General features: G+C 70.2%; 13 protein-coding genes. 5 read left to right on the top strand and 8 right to left on the bottom strand.

The window, feature by feature from the left end:
* The coding region (locus tag HMPREF0975_RS05930; RefSeq protein ID WP_009233241.1) for a phosphotransferase at window positions 1-1149 on the bottom strand (1149 nt) is incomplete at its 3' end.
* A gap of 139 nt (window positions 1150-1288) precedes the next feature.
* On the opposite strand from HMPREF0975_RS05930, the gene HMPREF0975_RS05925 reads away from it, so the two are divergent.
* The gene (locus HMPREF0975_RS05925) at window positions 1289-2332 is read left to right on the top strand and encodes an adenosine deaminase (protein ID WP_009233240.1); all 1044 of its coding nucleotides are present in this window, start codon (window positions 1289-1291) and stop codon (window positions 2330-2332) included.
* A 32-nt stretch (window positions 2333-2364) separates the two neighbouring features.
* Here the strand turns inward: HMPREF0975_RS05925 and HMPREF0975_RS05920 are convergent, their stop codons facing one another.
* The 3 genes from HMPREF0975_RS05920 to HMPREF0975_RS05915 form a co-directional block, all read right to left on the bottom strand.
* On the bottom strand, window positions 2365-3663 hold the full coding sequence (locus HMPREF0975_RS05920) for a UDP-N-acetylmuramate dehydrogenase (protein ID WP_083840738.1): 1299 nt from the start codon (window positions 3661-3663) through the stop codon (window positions 2365-2367).
* A 105-nt stretch (window positions 3664-3768) separates the two neighbouring features.
* A complete protein-coding gene (locus tag HMPREF0975_RS14780; protein WP_003792170.1) occupies window positions 3769-3867 on the bottom strand; it encodes a 30S ribosomal protein bS22 in 99 nt (32 codons plus the stop codon).
* Between the two features lie 147 nt (window positions 3868-4014).
* On the bottom strand, window positions 4015-4257 hold the full coding sequence (locus HMPREF0975_RS05915) for a helix-turn-helix domain-containing protein (RefSeq protein WP_003784138.1): 243 nt from the start codon (window positions 4255-4257) through the stop codon (window positions 4015-4017).
* A gap of 274 nt (window positions 4258-4531) precedes the next feature.
* Here HMPREF0975_RS05915 and HMPREF0975_RS05910 point away from each other — a divergent pair, with 274 nt between their 5' ends.
* Window positions 4532-6133 (top strand): TrkH family potassium uptake protein, encoded by a 1602-nt coding sequence (locus HMPREF0975_RS05910; protein ID WP_009233238.1) that lies wholly within the window; start codon window positions 4532-4534, stop codon window positions 6131-6133.
* A gap of 60 nt (window positions 6134-6193) precedes the next feature.
* Here HMPREF0975_RS05910 and HMPREF0975_RS05905 read toward each other — a convergent pair whose 3' ends face one another.
* Window positions 6194-6898, bottom strand: coding sequence for a TetR family transcriptional regulator (locus HMPREF0975_RS05905; RefSeq protein WP_009233237.1), 705 nt, complete (start codon window positions 6896-6898; stop codon window positions 6194-6196).
* Window positions 6899-7019: 121 nt separating this feature from the next.
* Here HMPREF0975_RS05905 and HMPREF0975_RS05900 point away from each other — a divergent pair, with 121 nt between their 5' ends.
* Both HMPREF0975_RS05900 and HMPREF0975_RS05895 read left to right on the top strand, forming a co-directional pair.
* On the top strand, window positions 7020-8654 hold the full coding sequence (locus tag HMPREF0975_RS05900) for an MFS transporter (RefSeq protein ID WP_009233236.1): 1635 nt from the start codon (window positions 7020-7022) through the stop codon (window positions 8652-8654).
* 40 nt (window positions 8655-8694) lie between these two features.
* Window positions 8695-9363: a potassium channel family protein gene (locus tag HMPREF0975_RS05895; RefSeq protein ID WP_009233235.1), complete on the top strand. Its 669-nt coding sequence runs from the start codon at window positions 8695-8697 to the stop codon at window positions 9361-9363.
* Between the two features lie 47 nt (window positions 9364-9410).
* Here HMPREF0975_RS05895 and dhaM read toward each other — a convergent pair whose 3' ends face one another.
* From dhaM to dhaK, 3 genes are all read right to left on the bottom strand, one after another.
* Window positions 9411-9899 carry a dihydroxyacetone kinase phosphoryl donor subunit DhaM gene (gene dhaM / locus HMPREF0975_RS05890; protein ID WP_009233234.1) on the bottom strand — a complete coding sequence of 163 codons (489 nt, stop codon included), beginning with the start codon at window positions 9897-9899 and terminating at the stop codon, window positions 9411-9413.
* The gene (dhaL, locus tag HMPREF0975_RS05885; protein ID WP_009233233.1) at window positions 9899-10570 is read right to left on the bottom strand and encodes a dihydroxyacetone kinase subunit DhaL; all 672 of its coding nucleotides are present in this window, start codon (window positions 10568-10570) and stop codon (window positions 9899-9901) included. Before dhaL ends, dhaM begins: the two co-directional genes overlap by 1 nt.
* A gap of 68 nt (window positions 10571-10638) precedes the next feature.
* Window positions 10639-11664, bottom strand: a complete 1026-nt coding sequence (gene dhaK, locus HMPREF0975_RS05880; RefSeq protein ID WP_049939581.1) for a dihydroxyacetone kinase subunit DhaK — start codon at window positions 11662-11664, stop codon at window positions 10639-10641.
* 283 nt (window positions 11665-11947) lie between these two features.
* Between dhaK and HMPREF0975_RS05875 the strand changes: the two genes are divergently transcribed.
* Entirely contained in the window at window positions 11948-13699 is a 1752-nt protein-coding gene (locus HMPREF0975_RS05875) for a hypothetical protein (protein WP_009233231.1), read from the top strand.
* Window positions 13700-13707: the final 8 nt, after the last annotated feature.

Here is a 13707-nt window from a genome sequence, read left to right as displayed (position 1 = left end):
GTCCTCGCGCCGAGCCCCGGCCACCAGGGACAGGACGACACCGGCGCAGCGGGCGCGCAGCGAGACCGGGTCGACCTGTTGCTCGGCCATACGGGTCCAGGTTTCCAGGATGGGACGCAGCTTCGGGTAGGAGGCGGGTGCCAGGTGATCCAGGACGCTAACGTGACCGAGCAGGCAGGCCAGGTCGTCGACCCGGTAACCGGGTCCCAGGGAGTCGACATCGAGCAGGCTGGTGACGGCTTCTCCCTCCATGAGGACGTTCGCCTCGTAGAAGTCTCCGTGGACCGGCATCGGCCGACCGGTGTCGGAGCTGGCCATGAGCTGCTCGACCCCCTCGGCCACGGCCCGGGCTCGGGCGGCATGCTCGGGCAGGACCGTAGCGGCGGCGTGCGCGTAGTGGCGGGCCCGCTCGGACCAGGCGGCGTGCGCGGGAAGCTGCATGGCACTGGCCGGCAGAGCGTCCAGCAGCGAGATGAGGCCGTTGAAGACGCGCTCGCTGCGCGAGACGCTCATCCCCTGGGACAGCAGGCCCGACAGGGCCACACCACGCCCCGTGGATAGGAGCACGAGCCCGTCAGGATCCTCTCGCAGGACCTCGGGCGCCGGCACTCCGGAGGCCGTCAGCAGGCGGTGGCGCTGGGCGAAGGACGGGGCCTGACTCGGACGCAGGACCTTGGCGTAGGCGGTCGTCTCATCCGGGAAGGTTGCGCGCACGACGGCACGGCGCGTGGGCCGGTAGGCGACCATGGTCGCCTTGACCTGAGTGCCGATCCGTGCCGAGAGCAGTGAAGGAGTACAGGCCACCACCAGCCCCGGCAGCTCAGGGTCAGCCGGGTGACGCCACACGTGGACCGCAGGGCCGTCCCCACCGGTGGGGGCCACCCGGGTCAGGCCCGGGGCATGCGGGTTGGACAGGCGCGCCGTCGTCGCGCACAGGTACTCAGTGGTGGAGCGCCCATTGGGGGCGACGACAACAGCCGTGTACCCCACGGACACTCCCGCTCCAGGACGGTGATGGACCGAGTGGACCTCCCAGCTGGCCAGACGCTGACCCGCCGGGGCGAGGGCGGCGGAGAGCACGGAGGCTGCGCGCGGCCCCGTCAACAGGGCCACCTCCTCGGGCTCCTGGGACGCCGACGAGTGGTTCATGACAGTTAGTGTGCCCCACCCACCTGATGGTTCGCCGCTAAAACGACCATTGGTGTTCGGCAACAGCGGAAGAACCCGTCTGCTCTGCTGAAGACTGTCGCGGGCGAGGCGATCGGCAGGAACGTGGAAGAATCCACCCATGCGCGACCTCGCCGCCCTACCCAAAGCGCACCTGCACCTGCACTTCACGGGTTCGATGCGCCTGGACACCCTCATCGAGCTGGCCTCCTCCACGCGCACGCGCCTGCCCTCCAGCTTCCTGGACGGAGACCCTCTGCACGTACCCGCTGACCGGCGCGGCTGGTTCCGCTTCCAGCGCGCCTACGACACCGCCAGGGCTCTGGTTCGCACCGAGGAGGTCATGCGACGCATCGTCCTGGAGGCCGCGCTCGATGACGCCGCCGAGGGCTCGCGCCGCTTGGAGATCCAGGTCGACCCCACCAGCTACGCCCCCTTCGTCGGCGGGATCACCCCCGCCCTGGAGATCATCCTCGACGCCGCCGAACAGGCCACCACCCTGACCGGCGTGGAGGTGGCCGTCATCGTGGCGGCCTCCCGGATGCGCCACCCCTTGGATGCCCGCACGCTCGCCCGCCTGGCGGTGCGCTACGCCGGGGATCAGCCGGGAGAGGTGGTCGGCTTCGGCCTGTCCAACGACGAGCGCGCCGGACAGACCTCCTCCTGGGAGCGGGCCTTCGCCATCGCCCGCAGGGGCGGCCTCGCTTCCATGCCGCACGGCGGAGAGCTCCTGGGACCCGACCACCTGCGCGACGTCGTCTCCGCGCTCGGCCCCACGCGACTGGGCCACGGGGTGCGCGCCAGCGAGGATCCCGCGCTGCTGGACGCGATCGTCGCCGCCGGCATCAGCCTCGAGGTCTGCCCCGCCTCCAACGTGAGCCTGGGCGTCTACCGCAGCCCCGACGACGTTCCCCTGCGCACGCTCATGAGTCACGGCGCGCAGATCGCCCTGAGCGCCGACGATCCGCTGCTCTTCCAGTCCCGACTCGTCGACCAGTACGAGATCGCCCGGGCCCAGGGCTGTGACGACGTCGAGTTGGCCGAGCTGGCCCGCGCCTCGATCCGCGCCTCATTGGCCTCGCTGACGGCCAAGCGGGCCTGGCTGGCCGAGGTGGACGCCTGGCTGGCGGCTCCCGACCCGGCCACGAATCCCGAGACCGACTGAGCCGAGGCCTCCAGCCCGCTCGAGCCGGGAGTCTAGAAGCCGACCTGGACAGGCTCGGGCACGAGGGTGATGCCGTAGCGCTCACGGACGCCGGCCACCACGGTATCGCGCAGGCGTGCCAGGTCCGCGCCGGTGGCGCCGCCCCGGTTGGTCAGGGCCAGGACGTGCTTGGTGGACAGCCCGGCCGGAGCCCCGGTCTCCACGGTGAAGCCCTTGGTGAAGCCGGCATGGTCGATGAGCCAGGCGGCGCTGGTCTTGACCAGGCCCTCGACGACGGGGGCCTCCTTGGTGCCGAGCACCACCTGGGAGTGGTCGGTGACCGGGAAGCGGGGAGCATCCGCGGGCAGGCGCTCGGCCTCGGCCGTGGTCAGGATCGGGTTAGTGAAGAAGGAGCCGGCCGACCAGGTGTCGTGGTCAGCGTCATCGAGAACCATCCCCTTGGAGCGGCGCAGTTCAAGAACCGCCTCGCGCAGCTCGCGCTCGGGCACGCGCTCGCCCAGTTCGACGCCGAGAGCGCCGACCAACTGGGAGTAGGCAACGCGGGAGGACAGGGAGCCCTGCCGCACGGCGAAGGTGGCGTCCAGGATCACCCAGCGCCCGGTCGGCCCCCACAGGCGCCCGCCGCCGGCCTCGGCGTCGGTGAGGGACTGCTTGAGACGGGAGTCGCGGTAGGCCAGTCCCAGCTCGCCGAGGGCAAGCCAGACCACCCGGTTGCGCAGGCGGTCCCAGGCTCGCACGCTGGCGATGAGCTCGGCGACCTCGGCGCCGTAGGCCCCGATGTTCTGCACCGGGGCGGCCCCGACCGTACCGGGGATCCCGGACAGGGGCGCAAATCCGGCCCACTGGCTCGCGATGGCCTCGCGCACCAGGTCGTCCCAGGTGGTGCCGGCGGTGGCCGTGACCTCGACGCCCCCGCACATCGAGTCCGAGACGAGCGAGACCTCGGCGCGGGCGTCGCGGATGACGAGCCCGTCGAAGCCGGCGTCGGAGGCCATGATGTTGGAACCACCTCCGACGACGAGGACGGGGGTGCCCGCGGCATCCGCCTCGCGGATCGCCTCGGTCAACTCGCTCTGGGTGGTGGCCTCGACGTAACTGCCCACTGGGCCGCCCACGCGCAGGGTGGTCAGCTCGGCCAGCCTGGTCGGCCGCACGCCGGACCCGGGCGCGTGCGCCAGGGCCTGGACGGGCTCGGGCCAGGCCGAGGGGTCGACGTCGGCGCTCAGCGGGATGGTGCAGTCACCCTCCACCAGCTGCGGCTCTCTCGACGGCGCAGTCGGCGCAGCATCCGACGGATCAATGGGGGTGCGGTCATCTGGGGCGGTGGTCAACGGAGGTCTCCGCTCTTCCTGGTCAGTTCCTCATGAGAGACAAGCAGGGCCCCGCTCACACCAGCGGTGTGCACGGAGCCCCGAGGCGCGGACGGGCCGCTCGCCTCACTTCTTGTTGCGACGCTGGTGGCGTGTCTTGCGAAGCAGCTTGCGGTGCTTCTTCTTGGCCATGCGCTTGCGGCGCTTCTTGATGACGGATCCCATGAGATCTCCTCGCAGTTCGCTTCGTAGTGCCCGCAGACCCTCCCTGCGGGCCGAGGCGGGCCGGCGAGGGTTATGCCATGGGGCGATTGGTCGGCGCGTGAGGCTCAGCGGCCGACCACGCAGGTGACCGCCCGAGTCTAGCGGGTCCTAGGACCCTGATGCCTCCGACGCATCGTGGCCCCAGTCACCCAGTCCGGCGGCCAGGTACTCGTGAACGGCGCGCTCGGGGACGCGGAAGGAGCGCCCGACCTGCATCGCAGGAAGGTCGCCGGAGTGCACCATTCGGTAGACGGTCATCTTGGACACGCGCAGCATCGCCGCCACCTCAGCCACGGTGAGGAACGAGGGGGCGCCGGAGGCGCTGGGGGATGTGGGAAGGCCCGGTGCCATGAGCTTGAGGTCCGTTCGTCGCAGGGGCCCCGACGGGGCAGGAACACCGCCAATATAACGCCGTACCAGCCATCGCACAGGAATTCTTGGACCCCAATCGCCACACGCGTCGCATTTCACACTGGGGCATCAATTATCGCTGCCACATCCTCAGTTTCCCAGTTGAGGACCGCGCCGACTATCACCTCCCCACGGGCCCGACGACGCCCTGGCACGCCCGCCGCCCACCACCCGACATCCGAGAACGTGACGAAGCCGCACCAACAGGACCACAATGGCGACCGTGCCCCAGACAGACACCGCAGACGAGCCCGAGCCCCGCCGCGGGTCCCAGGGCGGATCCGAAGACGGCTCGCGCGCCGGCGGGCGCCGCCAGGCGCACTGGCACGCTCCGTTCGTGAGCGTCATCGGCCATCCGTGGAAGGGGCGAAGGAAGCGCCCGGCCGAGGACGACAGGGCCGATGAGCCACCCGTTCGGCCCCCGCTGCCAGCCACGGAGCCCACCGGGTTGCGCCGGTTGCTCCGGCACATGGAGCCGCTCGGCCAGATCGCGCGGGCGGCCAGGTTCTACCCGGCCCGGCTGGCGGTTACCGTCTTCGCCGCCATCATCATGGTGGTCACGCTTCTGCTCAGCCTTCCGATTGCCACGGCGAGTGGGAAGCAAGCCGACTTCCTCGACGCCCTGTTCACCGCCACCTCAGCGGCGTGCGTCACGGGTCTGAGCACTGTGGACACGGCCGCCTACTGGTCCACCTTCGGGCACGTCGTCATTATCCTGGCCGCCGCCGTGGGCGGCCTGGGAGTCATGACCCTGGCCTCGCTGCTGTCACTGGCGGTATCGCGCCACGTGGGACTGACTCAGCGGATGCTGGCCGCCTCGGAGAACCAGTCGCGCCTGGGCGAGGTGGGCCGTCTCCTGCGCGCCGTCATCTACACGGCCACCGGCTGCGAGCTCCTCCTCACCCTCATGCTGCTGCCCCGCTTCCTGGGTCACGGCCTCGATGTGGGGCACGCCTTGTGGTACGCGGCCTTCATGGGGCTGTCAATCTTCAACAATGCCGGTTTCGTCATCATGCCCGAGGGCCTGGGCGCCTACGCCACCGACTGGTGGATCGGCCTGCCGATCATCCTGGGGACCTTCATGGGCGCCGTCGGTTTCCCCGTCATCCTGGACATCATGGGCCGACGACGCAGGCCCCGGACGTGGAGCCTGCACACGAAGCTGACCCTGACGACCTATGTGGCCCTCACCATCGCCTCGACCGTCGCCATCGCCGTCTTCGAGTGGAACAACCCCCTCACCTACGGGGCACTGCCCACGGGCGGCAAGATCATGACCGCTCTGATCAACGGCGTCAACGCCCGCTCCTCGGGACTGTCCACGATTCCGCCCGAGCACATGCACGAGGCCACCTGGTTCCTTCAGGACGCCCTCATGTTCGTCGGCGGCGGCTCGGCCTCGACGGCTGGCGGCATCAAGGTCTCCACTTTCGCGGTCCTGCTCCTGGCGATCTTCGCCGAGGCTCGTGGCGACCAGGACATCGAGGCCTTCGGTCGGCGCATCACGCCCTCGACCGTGCGCCTGAGCGTGGCGGTGGCCTTCATCGGCGCCAGTGTCATCGGGCTCGCCACGCTCCTGCTCCTGCAGATGACCAACCTGTCCCTGGACCGGATCCTCTTCGAAGTCATCAGCGCGTTCGCAACCGTGGGCCTATCCACGGGAATCACTCCGACTCTTCCCGCAAGCGCCAAGTACGTCATCGTGGCGCTCATGTTCGTCGGCCGCGTGGGCACGATGACGGCGGCCAGCGCCCTGGCACTGCGCGAGCGGCGCCGCGTCATCCGGATGCCCGAGGCCAGCCCGATGATCGGCTAGCGCCGCCGGCCGATTCCGCACTCGCTCGCCCCGGCGGCCCGCAAACACCAGCGGGAACGATCAGCTCGCCTCGGGTTCCGGCCCGTCCGGGGCGAGCAGGTGTCCGAGGGTCGCGGCCGCACTATCCACATCCGCGCGGCCGGTGATGAGCTGCTCGACGATCAGACCGAAGGACACGCTCTGGATCAGGGAGGCCAGCTGCTCGGGGTTCAAGCGAGTGGAGATCGTTCCAGCCCTCTGCCCGTTGCGGCACAGGTGGACGAGGCCGCTGCGGATATCGTAGTAGTTCTCCTGGACCATGACGCGCATCTCGGGGTCACGAGTCAGCTCGCCCCAGGCGTGATAGGCCAGTGGTGCCCAGGCGCTCAGTTCGACGTCGTCAGCATCTTGGCGGACCTCGCCTCGCCGAGCGGAGGCCCGTCCTGAGGCGGTCTCGACGGCATCTTGCTCGACGTCGTCGTGCTCGAAATTGAGCAGGACGAGCGTCTCGATGAATCCCTGCTTGAAGTCGGGCAGCGCCTCGGACTCGGCGAGCTGTCTGATCCGCTCGACGAGCGGGCCCATCCGCCGGGTCAAGACCTCACGCATGAGAGAGCGCTTGCCCTCGGGGAAGTAGCGGTACACGGTCGACGACGACATCCCGGCTGCGGCAATGACCTCATCCATGGAGGCGGCCTGGAAGCCGCTGCGGGCGAAGCACTCTTCGGCAGCCTGCAGGATTCGGGCTCTCTGACGTCTCCGATGAGCGGCGGTCACTCGTGGCATGAGTTCAGGATAAGCGACTCAGAACACTCCAAATCGAAACGATCGTTGTTGACTGCTGACGGCGGCGAACCTAGACTCCCGAGCGCAAACGAAAACGATCATTTTGTTATGGAGGTTCGCGATGACATCCACGTTGAAGTCCGTCCTCGAGGAGCGCGGCGAGCAGGCACAGGGGGAGGCGGCACCGAAGTCCTCGGCGCCCTCCTCAGCACCGTCGTCGGCCCCCTCTTCTCAGCAGCGACGCCCCAACCGCCGCGCGGTCATGGTCAGCGCCGTCCTCACCCAGCTGATGATCGTCCTGGATCTGACGATCATCGCGATCGCCCTGCCGCGGATGCAGGAGGACCTGGGAATGACCGTGTCCCAGAGCCCCTGGACGGTCACCGGCTACAGCCTGGCCTTCGGCGGCCTGGTGCTCTTCGGCGGCAGGCTCTGCGCCGTGGCGGGCATTCGCCGCTCCTACCAGATCGGCCTGGTCGGTTTCGGCGTGGCCAGCCTGGCGGCAGGCATGGCGACGTCCTTCCCCGTCCTACTGGTCGCCCGGGTCGCCCAGGGCTGCTTCGGGGCACTGCTTGCCCCCACCTCGCAGTCGCTACTCAACGTCACCTTCACCGAGCGCACCGAGCGCGAGCGGGTCTTCGCGATCTTCGGCGCCACTGGCGGGCTGGGGGCGGCTGTCGGGCTACTCGTCGGCGGGGCCCTGACCGACTGGCTCAGCTGGCGCTGGGCGCTTTACATCAACATCTTCCTGGCCGCTGCGGCCCTGCTCATCGGGCAGCGCAGCCTGCCACCGGCCGACCAGCGCGACCGCGGCTCGCGCATCTACGACGACCTGACCGGTCTGGTCCTGGGCTGCGGGGCCTGCTTCAGCGCCGTCTATGGGCTCGACCGGGCTCAGCAGACCTCCTGGACCGCGACGTCGACCGTCACCTGGCTTGCGCTCGGCGGCGTCGCCGCGGTGCTGTTCGTGGTCCGCGAGCGCTTGGCGAGCCGCCCGGTACTGCCCCTGTCGATGATGGCGATGCCGGTGCGGGCCGCCTCCTATGCCGCGCAGTTCATCGCCGGGGCCGCCCAGATGGGGGCGATCATCTACCTGACCTACTACATGCAGAACCACTTCGGCTACTCGCCCTTCAAGAGCGGAGTGGTCTTCCTGCCCATGGTCGTCGCCCTGGTGGCCACCGCCATCCCGGCCGGGCGCATCATCGTGCCCAGGCTCGGAGCGCGCGGCACTCTGCCGCTGGGGCTGGCGGTCCTGACCGGCTCCTTCCTCATCTTCTCGCGCATGACGACGGATTCGACCTACTCCCAGGTCGCCCTGCCCGGCCTCATCGTCTTCGGCATCGGCCTGGGGCTGACAATGCCGGTCACCTTCAACTCCGGCACCCGCGGGGTGGAAGCCAAGCGGACCGGGCTGGCCTCGGCGATCCTGAGCGCCGCCCAGCAGATCGGAGGATCCTTCGGGGTCGCGCTCATGACCTCCTACGCCACCCAGCACGCCGAGGACTACGTGGCCGACCACACCGAAGAGGTCAGGGCCGCCGCCATGGAGGCGATGATGCGGGCCCGGGCCCTGCCCCAGTCGCCCGCGGGCAAGCAGATCATCGAGGCCCTCAAAGCCCAGCTCATCGACCGGGCCCGGATCGAGGCCTACGCCGGCGGCTTCACGATGATGGCCTGGATCCTGGCCGGGGCCGCAGCGTTGCTGGTCGCCTGTGGGATCGGCCTGAGCCTGCGCCGCCGCCGCACGCGGTAGCGTAGGGCTCACCGTCCAACGGCCGACCTCAGGAGACTTCATGCCTGCCCCGCCCTCGCGCACCGACTCCACGCTCGTCATAGGGCTGGGGCGCTTCGGCTCCGCCGTCGCCGCGACCCTGGACCGGCTGGGGCGCGAGGTCCTGGCCGTGGAGGCCAATCCCGCGATCGTGCGCCAGTGGACCGGCCGCATCCCGTTGGTGGAGGCCGATGCCACGGACGTGGAGGCCCTCGAGCAGCTGGGCGCCACCGAGTTCGGCACGGCGGTCGTAGGGGTGGCGACCTCCTTGGAGGCCTCCGTCCTCATCACCGGCAACCTCGTGGATCTGGAGACCCCCCAGATCTGGGCCAAGGCGATCTCCCGGGCCCACGGCCGCATCCTGCGGCGTATTGGCGCCCACCACGTCGTCTACCCCGAGTTCGACGCCGGGCAGCGCGCCGCCCACCTCGTCTCGGGCCGCATGCTCGACTACATCGAGATGGAGAAGAGCGGCTTCACCATCGTCAAGATGCGTCCGCCCATGGAGCTGCACGGATTCACCATCGGACAGTCCAAGGTGCGCTCGCGCTACGGGGTGACGGTCTTCGGCCTGATGAGCCCGGGCGAGCCCTTCGAGTACGCCACCCCGGATACGCTGGTCTCGGCCGAGGACGTGCTCGTCGTCGGCGGAGACGCCGCCCTCCTGGAGCGCTTCGCCAACCGCGCATGAGCGGCACGGTGTAACTCAGCGCCGCTCCGAGAGGCTCTCAGACGGCGTCAGAGGGCGGCGACCTGGGAGCGCTTGGCCTCGGCGGCGCCGTCGGCCTCGGCGACCACCGCCTCAAGGTCCTTGCCGATCCCGGCTGCGCCGTAGGCGCCCAGCAGACCCTCAACGAAGGGCGCCGCGGAGAGCCGAACCCGCTCTGCCACGGCCGGGTCGAGCATCTCGAGGGCCATCTCCGCGCTCATGATCCCGCTGCCCAGATCCGCCAGGACCAGGACACCGGTGCACCGGGCGGCGAGCTGCTCGACGACGGAGACGATCAGGCCGGGATCAGTGCCCAGCGCGCCGTCGGCCAGCCCTGCGGCGAGCTCGACGGGGACGTCGACGGCCACGATGAGTCGGCGCGCCAGGTCGAGGGCGGACTCTGCCAGGGAACGGGAGTGGGAGACCAGGACGATGCCGACGCTCACCGGGGCGCCGCTCGACTGCGCCGTCCCAGAAGTCGTCGCAGGGCCGGCAGGGTTTGCGGGGTTCACGGGCATCACGCCGTCCTTCCGGCTACGACGTCGTCGAGGGCCGCCAGGAGGAGGGCGGTGGAGGCGGCACCGGGGTCGATGTGGCCGGCCGAGCGCTCCCCCAGGTAGGAGGCCCGTCCCTTGGTGGCCACCATCGGCTCGGTGGCGTCGCGGCCCTCGGCGGCGGCCCGTGCAGCGGCAGCGACGCCCGCGCCGAGGTCGTCAGGGTGGGCGCGCAGTGCCTCCAGGGCCGGACTCCAGGCGTCGAGCATGGTCTTCTCCCCTGTGGTGGCGCGGCCGCGGGCGGCGATGCCGCCGATCCCGGCCTCCAGACCGTCCACGAGCGCCTGAGCGTCAAGACGTCCCAGGTCGCCGCCCCGCCCCGCCAAGGCGCCGCCGGTGCGCAGGAAGAAGGTTCCGTACAGGGGGCCCGAGGCACCCCCGACGGTGGAGACCAGGGTCATGCCGACCTTCTTGAGCAGGGCGTCGGCGCTGGTGAAGCCGCCGGCCTCCACCGCGTCGGCCGCTGCGGCCAGGCCGCGCTTCATATTGGTTCCGTGGTCGGCGTCGCCGATGGCGGCGTCCAGCTCGGTGAGCTCTTCGGCATGCTCGGCGATGAGCTCGGCGCTGCGGCGCACCCACGCTCCCAGCTCGGCTACTCCCAGCGTCTGACGGGCGGATTCCGCTTCCGCTGTCATCTCACTCCTCCTTCAGTTCCCTCCGGGGCGCCCGCACGAACCGCGGGCGAACCGATTGTGCCAGGTCCTCACGCGCCCCAGCGCAGGCCGGGGGTATTGACGGGGGCGTCCCACAGGCGCAGCAGCTCGGCGTCGGCGCGCACCAGGGTCAGGGAGCAGCCGGCCATGTCGAGGCTGGTGATGTAGTTGCCTACGAGGTTGCGGGCCACTGTGATCCCGGCTCCCTGAAGGAGACGGGCGATCTCGCCGTACATGAGGTAGAGCTCGAGCAGCGGGGTGGCGCCCATGCCGTTGACCATGGCGATGACGCCCTCGTCGGGGCCGGCGGCGTCGGGTAGCTCCAGCGATGTCAGCTCCGCCAGGATCGGGGTGACGAGGCGCTCGGCGACCTCGGCGGCGGGGGCGACCTTCTCGCGGTGGCGGCCGGGCTCGCCGTGGATGCCGATGCCGATCTCCATCTCGTCGGCAGGAAGATCGAAGGAGGGCTTGCCGTTGGCCGGGACGGTGCAGGAGGTCAGTGCCATGCCCATGGAGCGGCCGGCGGCGTTGACGCGCGCGGCGATGCCGGCGACCTCGTCCAGCGGGCGGCCCTCCTCCGCAGCGGCGCCGGCGATCTTCTCCACCATGACGGTCACGCCCACGCCGCGCCGTCCGGCGGTGTAGAGGGAGTCCTCAACGGCGACGTCGTCATTGGTGACGACGCTGGCGACCTGGATGCCGGAGTCGGCGTCGACGATCTCGGCGGCCATCTCGAAGTTCATGACGTCGCCGGTGTAGTTCTTGACGATGTGCAGGACTCCGGCGCCGCGGTCGACGGCGGTGGTGGCGGCGACCATCTGGTCGGGGACCGGGGAGGTGAAGATCTCGCCGGCGCAGGCGGCGTCGAGCATGCCGGTGCCCACAAAGCCGCCGTGGAGGGGCTCATGGCCGCTGCCGCCGCCGGAGATGATGGCGACCTTGCCCTTCTCCTTTCGCCTGCGGCGGTAGACGATGTGCTGGTCGAGGTCGACGTCGAGCTCGTGGGGGTGGGCGGCGGCCATGCCCCGCAGGGCGTCCGTGACCACGTTGTCAACGGAGTTGATGAGTTTCTTCATAACGGCGACGCTACCGTGCTGCCGGCCGTCCCGTACCGCCAGAGGTCCCAAGGACTCGAGTTCGTGCACATCGGTGCAGGTCACAGCGGTCTCATGGGAACGGATGCGCTTCGAGCCGCCGAGGGCGCATGGAGCGCCAGTACCACCACTCACCGACTGAAAGCCTCCCGAATGTGAGAGTCGGCACCAACTTGTCTGAATGTGTCCCGCAGACATTCTGGGGACTATCTGGGGAGGTCCTTTTTCGCGGCACTCTCGAGCCGATTCCAGGCAGGATAGGGACATGGATCTGTCCGTTGTCGCCGCCGTGGCCTCCATCGCAGCCGGCGTCTCCATCCTGGTCGCCATCGCCGCCGTCGTCGCCGCGCGGCGCTCGACGGCGCACGCGGACCTAGCTCTCAAGGAGGCGTCGCGGATCTCCCGGGCCAGCATCTCGCGGATCAACGAGGTGCAGTCCGAGGCGAGCTCCGCCCGTCTGGCGGCGCGCCATGCCGCCGAGAGGCTGCGCTCCATGACCAAGGAGCGCACGACTCCCGACAGCGTCGCCGCCTACCGGATCTTTCTGAAGGAGGTCGTCGAGGACTCCAAGCACCTGCTGGGCCCCGAAGGGACGGGGACGATGCAGAACGAGTCGCTGGACCGCCTGCGGGTGGGGGCGCTCGTGGGCGGCTCGGACGAGGTGCTGCGGGCGCTGCGGAACTTCGCCCTCCTGCGCACCCATCGGCCCGAGGCACCGTGGCCCAGCGCCTACGCCATGGCTTATGCGCGCCTGGAGTCCGACCTGGTCACCGCGATCCGCAACGACCTGGGCTCCTCCGAGGAGTCCCTGACCGCCGACCAGATCTGGGGCGCGGTCAACGCCCGCTGTGTCGACCCCGCCTTCCGCTTGGCGCTGCTCAGCCCCCTGGAGGACGTACTGCGCAACGCCGGGCAGGATCCCACCCACTACGACCTCGACCACATCGTCAAGCCCGCCGACTACCCGGGCCCCGCTGAATTCGCCGACTCCACCGCCCCCACGGGATCCGTGAGCTCCGCAGGCGCTGCGAGTAGCACCGGAGGGCACCGACGGCGCTCGCGGCGGATCCAGAGCCGGGTCGCGCGGGAGGCCTCGGCGAGGGCAACCGAAACGGCCGCGGCGGCGACCGGGGCGACGACTGCATCCACCACCGCATCTACTACCGCATCCACCGCACTGCCCGAGTCCGACGTCGTGTGGACGCCCCTCAGCCCGGGGCATCGAGGAGCGCACACGGCGAACACCGGGACTTCTGCGACGACTGACGTGATGAGTTCCGCGGCAGCCTCCTTCGCTCCTCCTCACGAGCCGGCGGCCGCATCGGCCATCCCCGCTCCCCTGGCCCCACTGCAAGGCGACCAGCCGAGCGGCACCGAACCATCGCCCGCTGCGAGCGTCGAGGCGGCACAGGCCGACGCGCTCGATGGCCCATCCGCCGCCTCTTCTGCCGACGCCCGGGGGCAGGCGGCAGCGGCCCGGCAAACGCCGTCTGCGGAGACGACGTCTCGCACGGCCCCGACTCAACCGCCCGAGACGATCCCGACGAGCCATCGGGCGCTCGAAACCCGAAGCGGTGCCTTCGAGGATCCGACGCCCAGCCGCATCACCCGGCGCCGTCGCGCTCAGGACTCCAAGCCCGTCCCCTCCACGCGGGCGTCGTCCGCAGCGCCCGAGACAACGGCCTCTCCGACGACCGCCGCACCAGTGAGGGCCTCGGCAGCGTCCTGGGCGCCGTCGTCGACGGCTCCGACCTCCGGCATCCCGACGGCGTCGGCCAGCACCAAGGAGACCGAAGCCGTCCGCGCCCCTGCCCTCCCCACGGCTCCGGCCAGAAGTCACGCAGCCGAGCCGGGCGAGTCGGCCGCGCCGGACGCATTGAGGACGCCCGCTTCACGGGCGGCATCGACCGAGCCGACGCGGCCACAGCCACGACCACGGCCGACCCGAACCCGTTCGGGCTCCACGCCCTCGACCACTTCACCGGTGAGAGCTGTGGCGGTGGCCGGAGGAGTCTGAGTCGGAGA

This window comes from Actinomyces sp. oral taxon 849 str. F0330, from assembly GCF_000239715.1.
GTDB lineage: Bacteria > Actinomycetota > Actinomycetes > Actinomycetales > Actinomycetaceae > Actinomyces > Actinomyces johnsonii.
Note: the sequence above shows the minus strand (reverse complement) of the source record. Positions and strands in the feature narration are given on the sequence as shown.

Coding starts and splice junctions, on each gene's coding strand:
- HMPREF0975_RS05895 (WP_009233235.1), top strand. CDS start 8,695: ATGCCTGCCCCGCCCTCGCGCACCGACTCCACGCTCGTCATAGGGCTG.
- dhaK (WP_049939581.1), bottom strand. CDS start 11,664: ATGAAGAAACTCATCAACTCCGTTGACAACGTGGTCACGGACGCCCTG.
- HMPREF0975_RS05910 (WP_009233238.1), top strand. CDS start 4,532: ATGGCGACCGTGCCCCAGACAGACACCGCAGACGAGCCCGAGCCCCGC.
- HMPREF0975_RS05915 (WP_003784138.1), bottom strand. CDS start 4,257: ATGGCACCGGGCCTTCCCACATCCCCCAGCGCCTCCGGCGCCCCCTCG.
- HMPREF0975_RS05925 (WP_009233240.1), top strand. CDS start 1,289: ATGCGCGACCTCGCCGCCCTACCCAAAGCGCACCTGCACCTGCACTTC.
- HMPREF0975_RS14780 (WP_003792170.1), bottom strand. CDS start 3,867: ATGGGATCCGTCATCAAGAAGCGCCGCAAGCGCATGGCCAAGAAGAAG.
- HMPREF0975_RS05875 (WP_009233231.1), top strand. CDS start 11,948: ATGGATCTGTCCGTTGTCGCCGCCGTGGCCTCCATCGCAGCCGGCGTC.
- HMPREF0975_RS05905 (WP_009233237.1), bottom strand. CDS start 6,898: ATGCCACGAGTGACCGCCGCTCATCGGAGACGTCAGAGAGCCCGAATC.
- dhaL (WP_009233233.1), bottom strand. CDS start 10,570: ATGACAGCGGAAGCGGAATCCGCCCGTCAGACGCTGGGAGTAGCCGAG.
- HMPREF0975_RS05900 (WP_009233236.1), top strand. CDS start 7,020: ATGACATCCACGTTGAAGTCCGTCCTCGAGGAGCGCGGCGAGCAGGCA.
- dhaM (WP_009233234.1), bottom strand. CDS start 9,899: ATGCCCGTGAACCCCGCAAACCCTGCCGGCCCTGCGACGACTTCTGGG.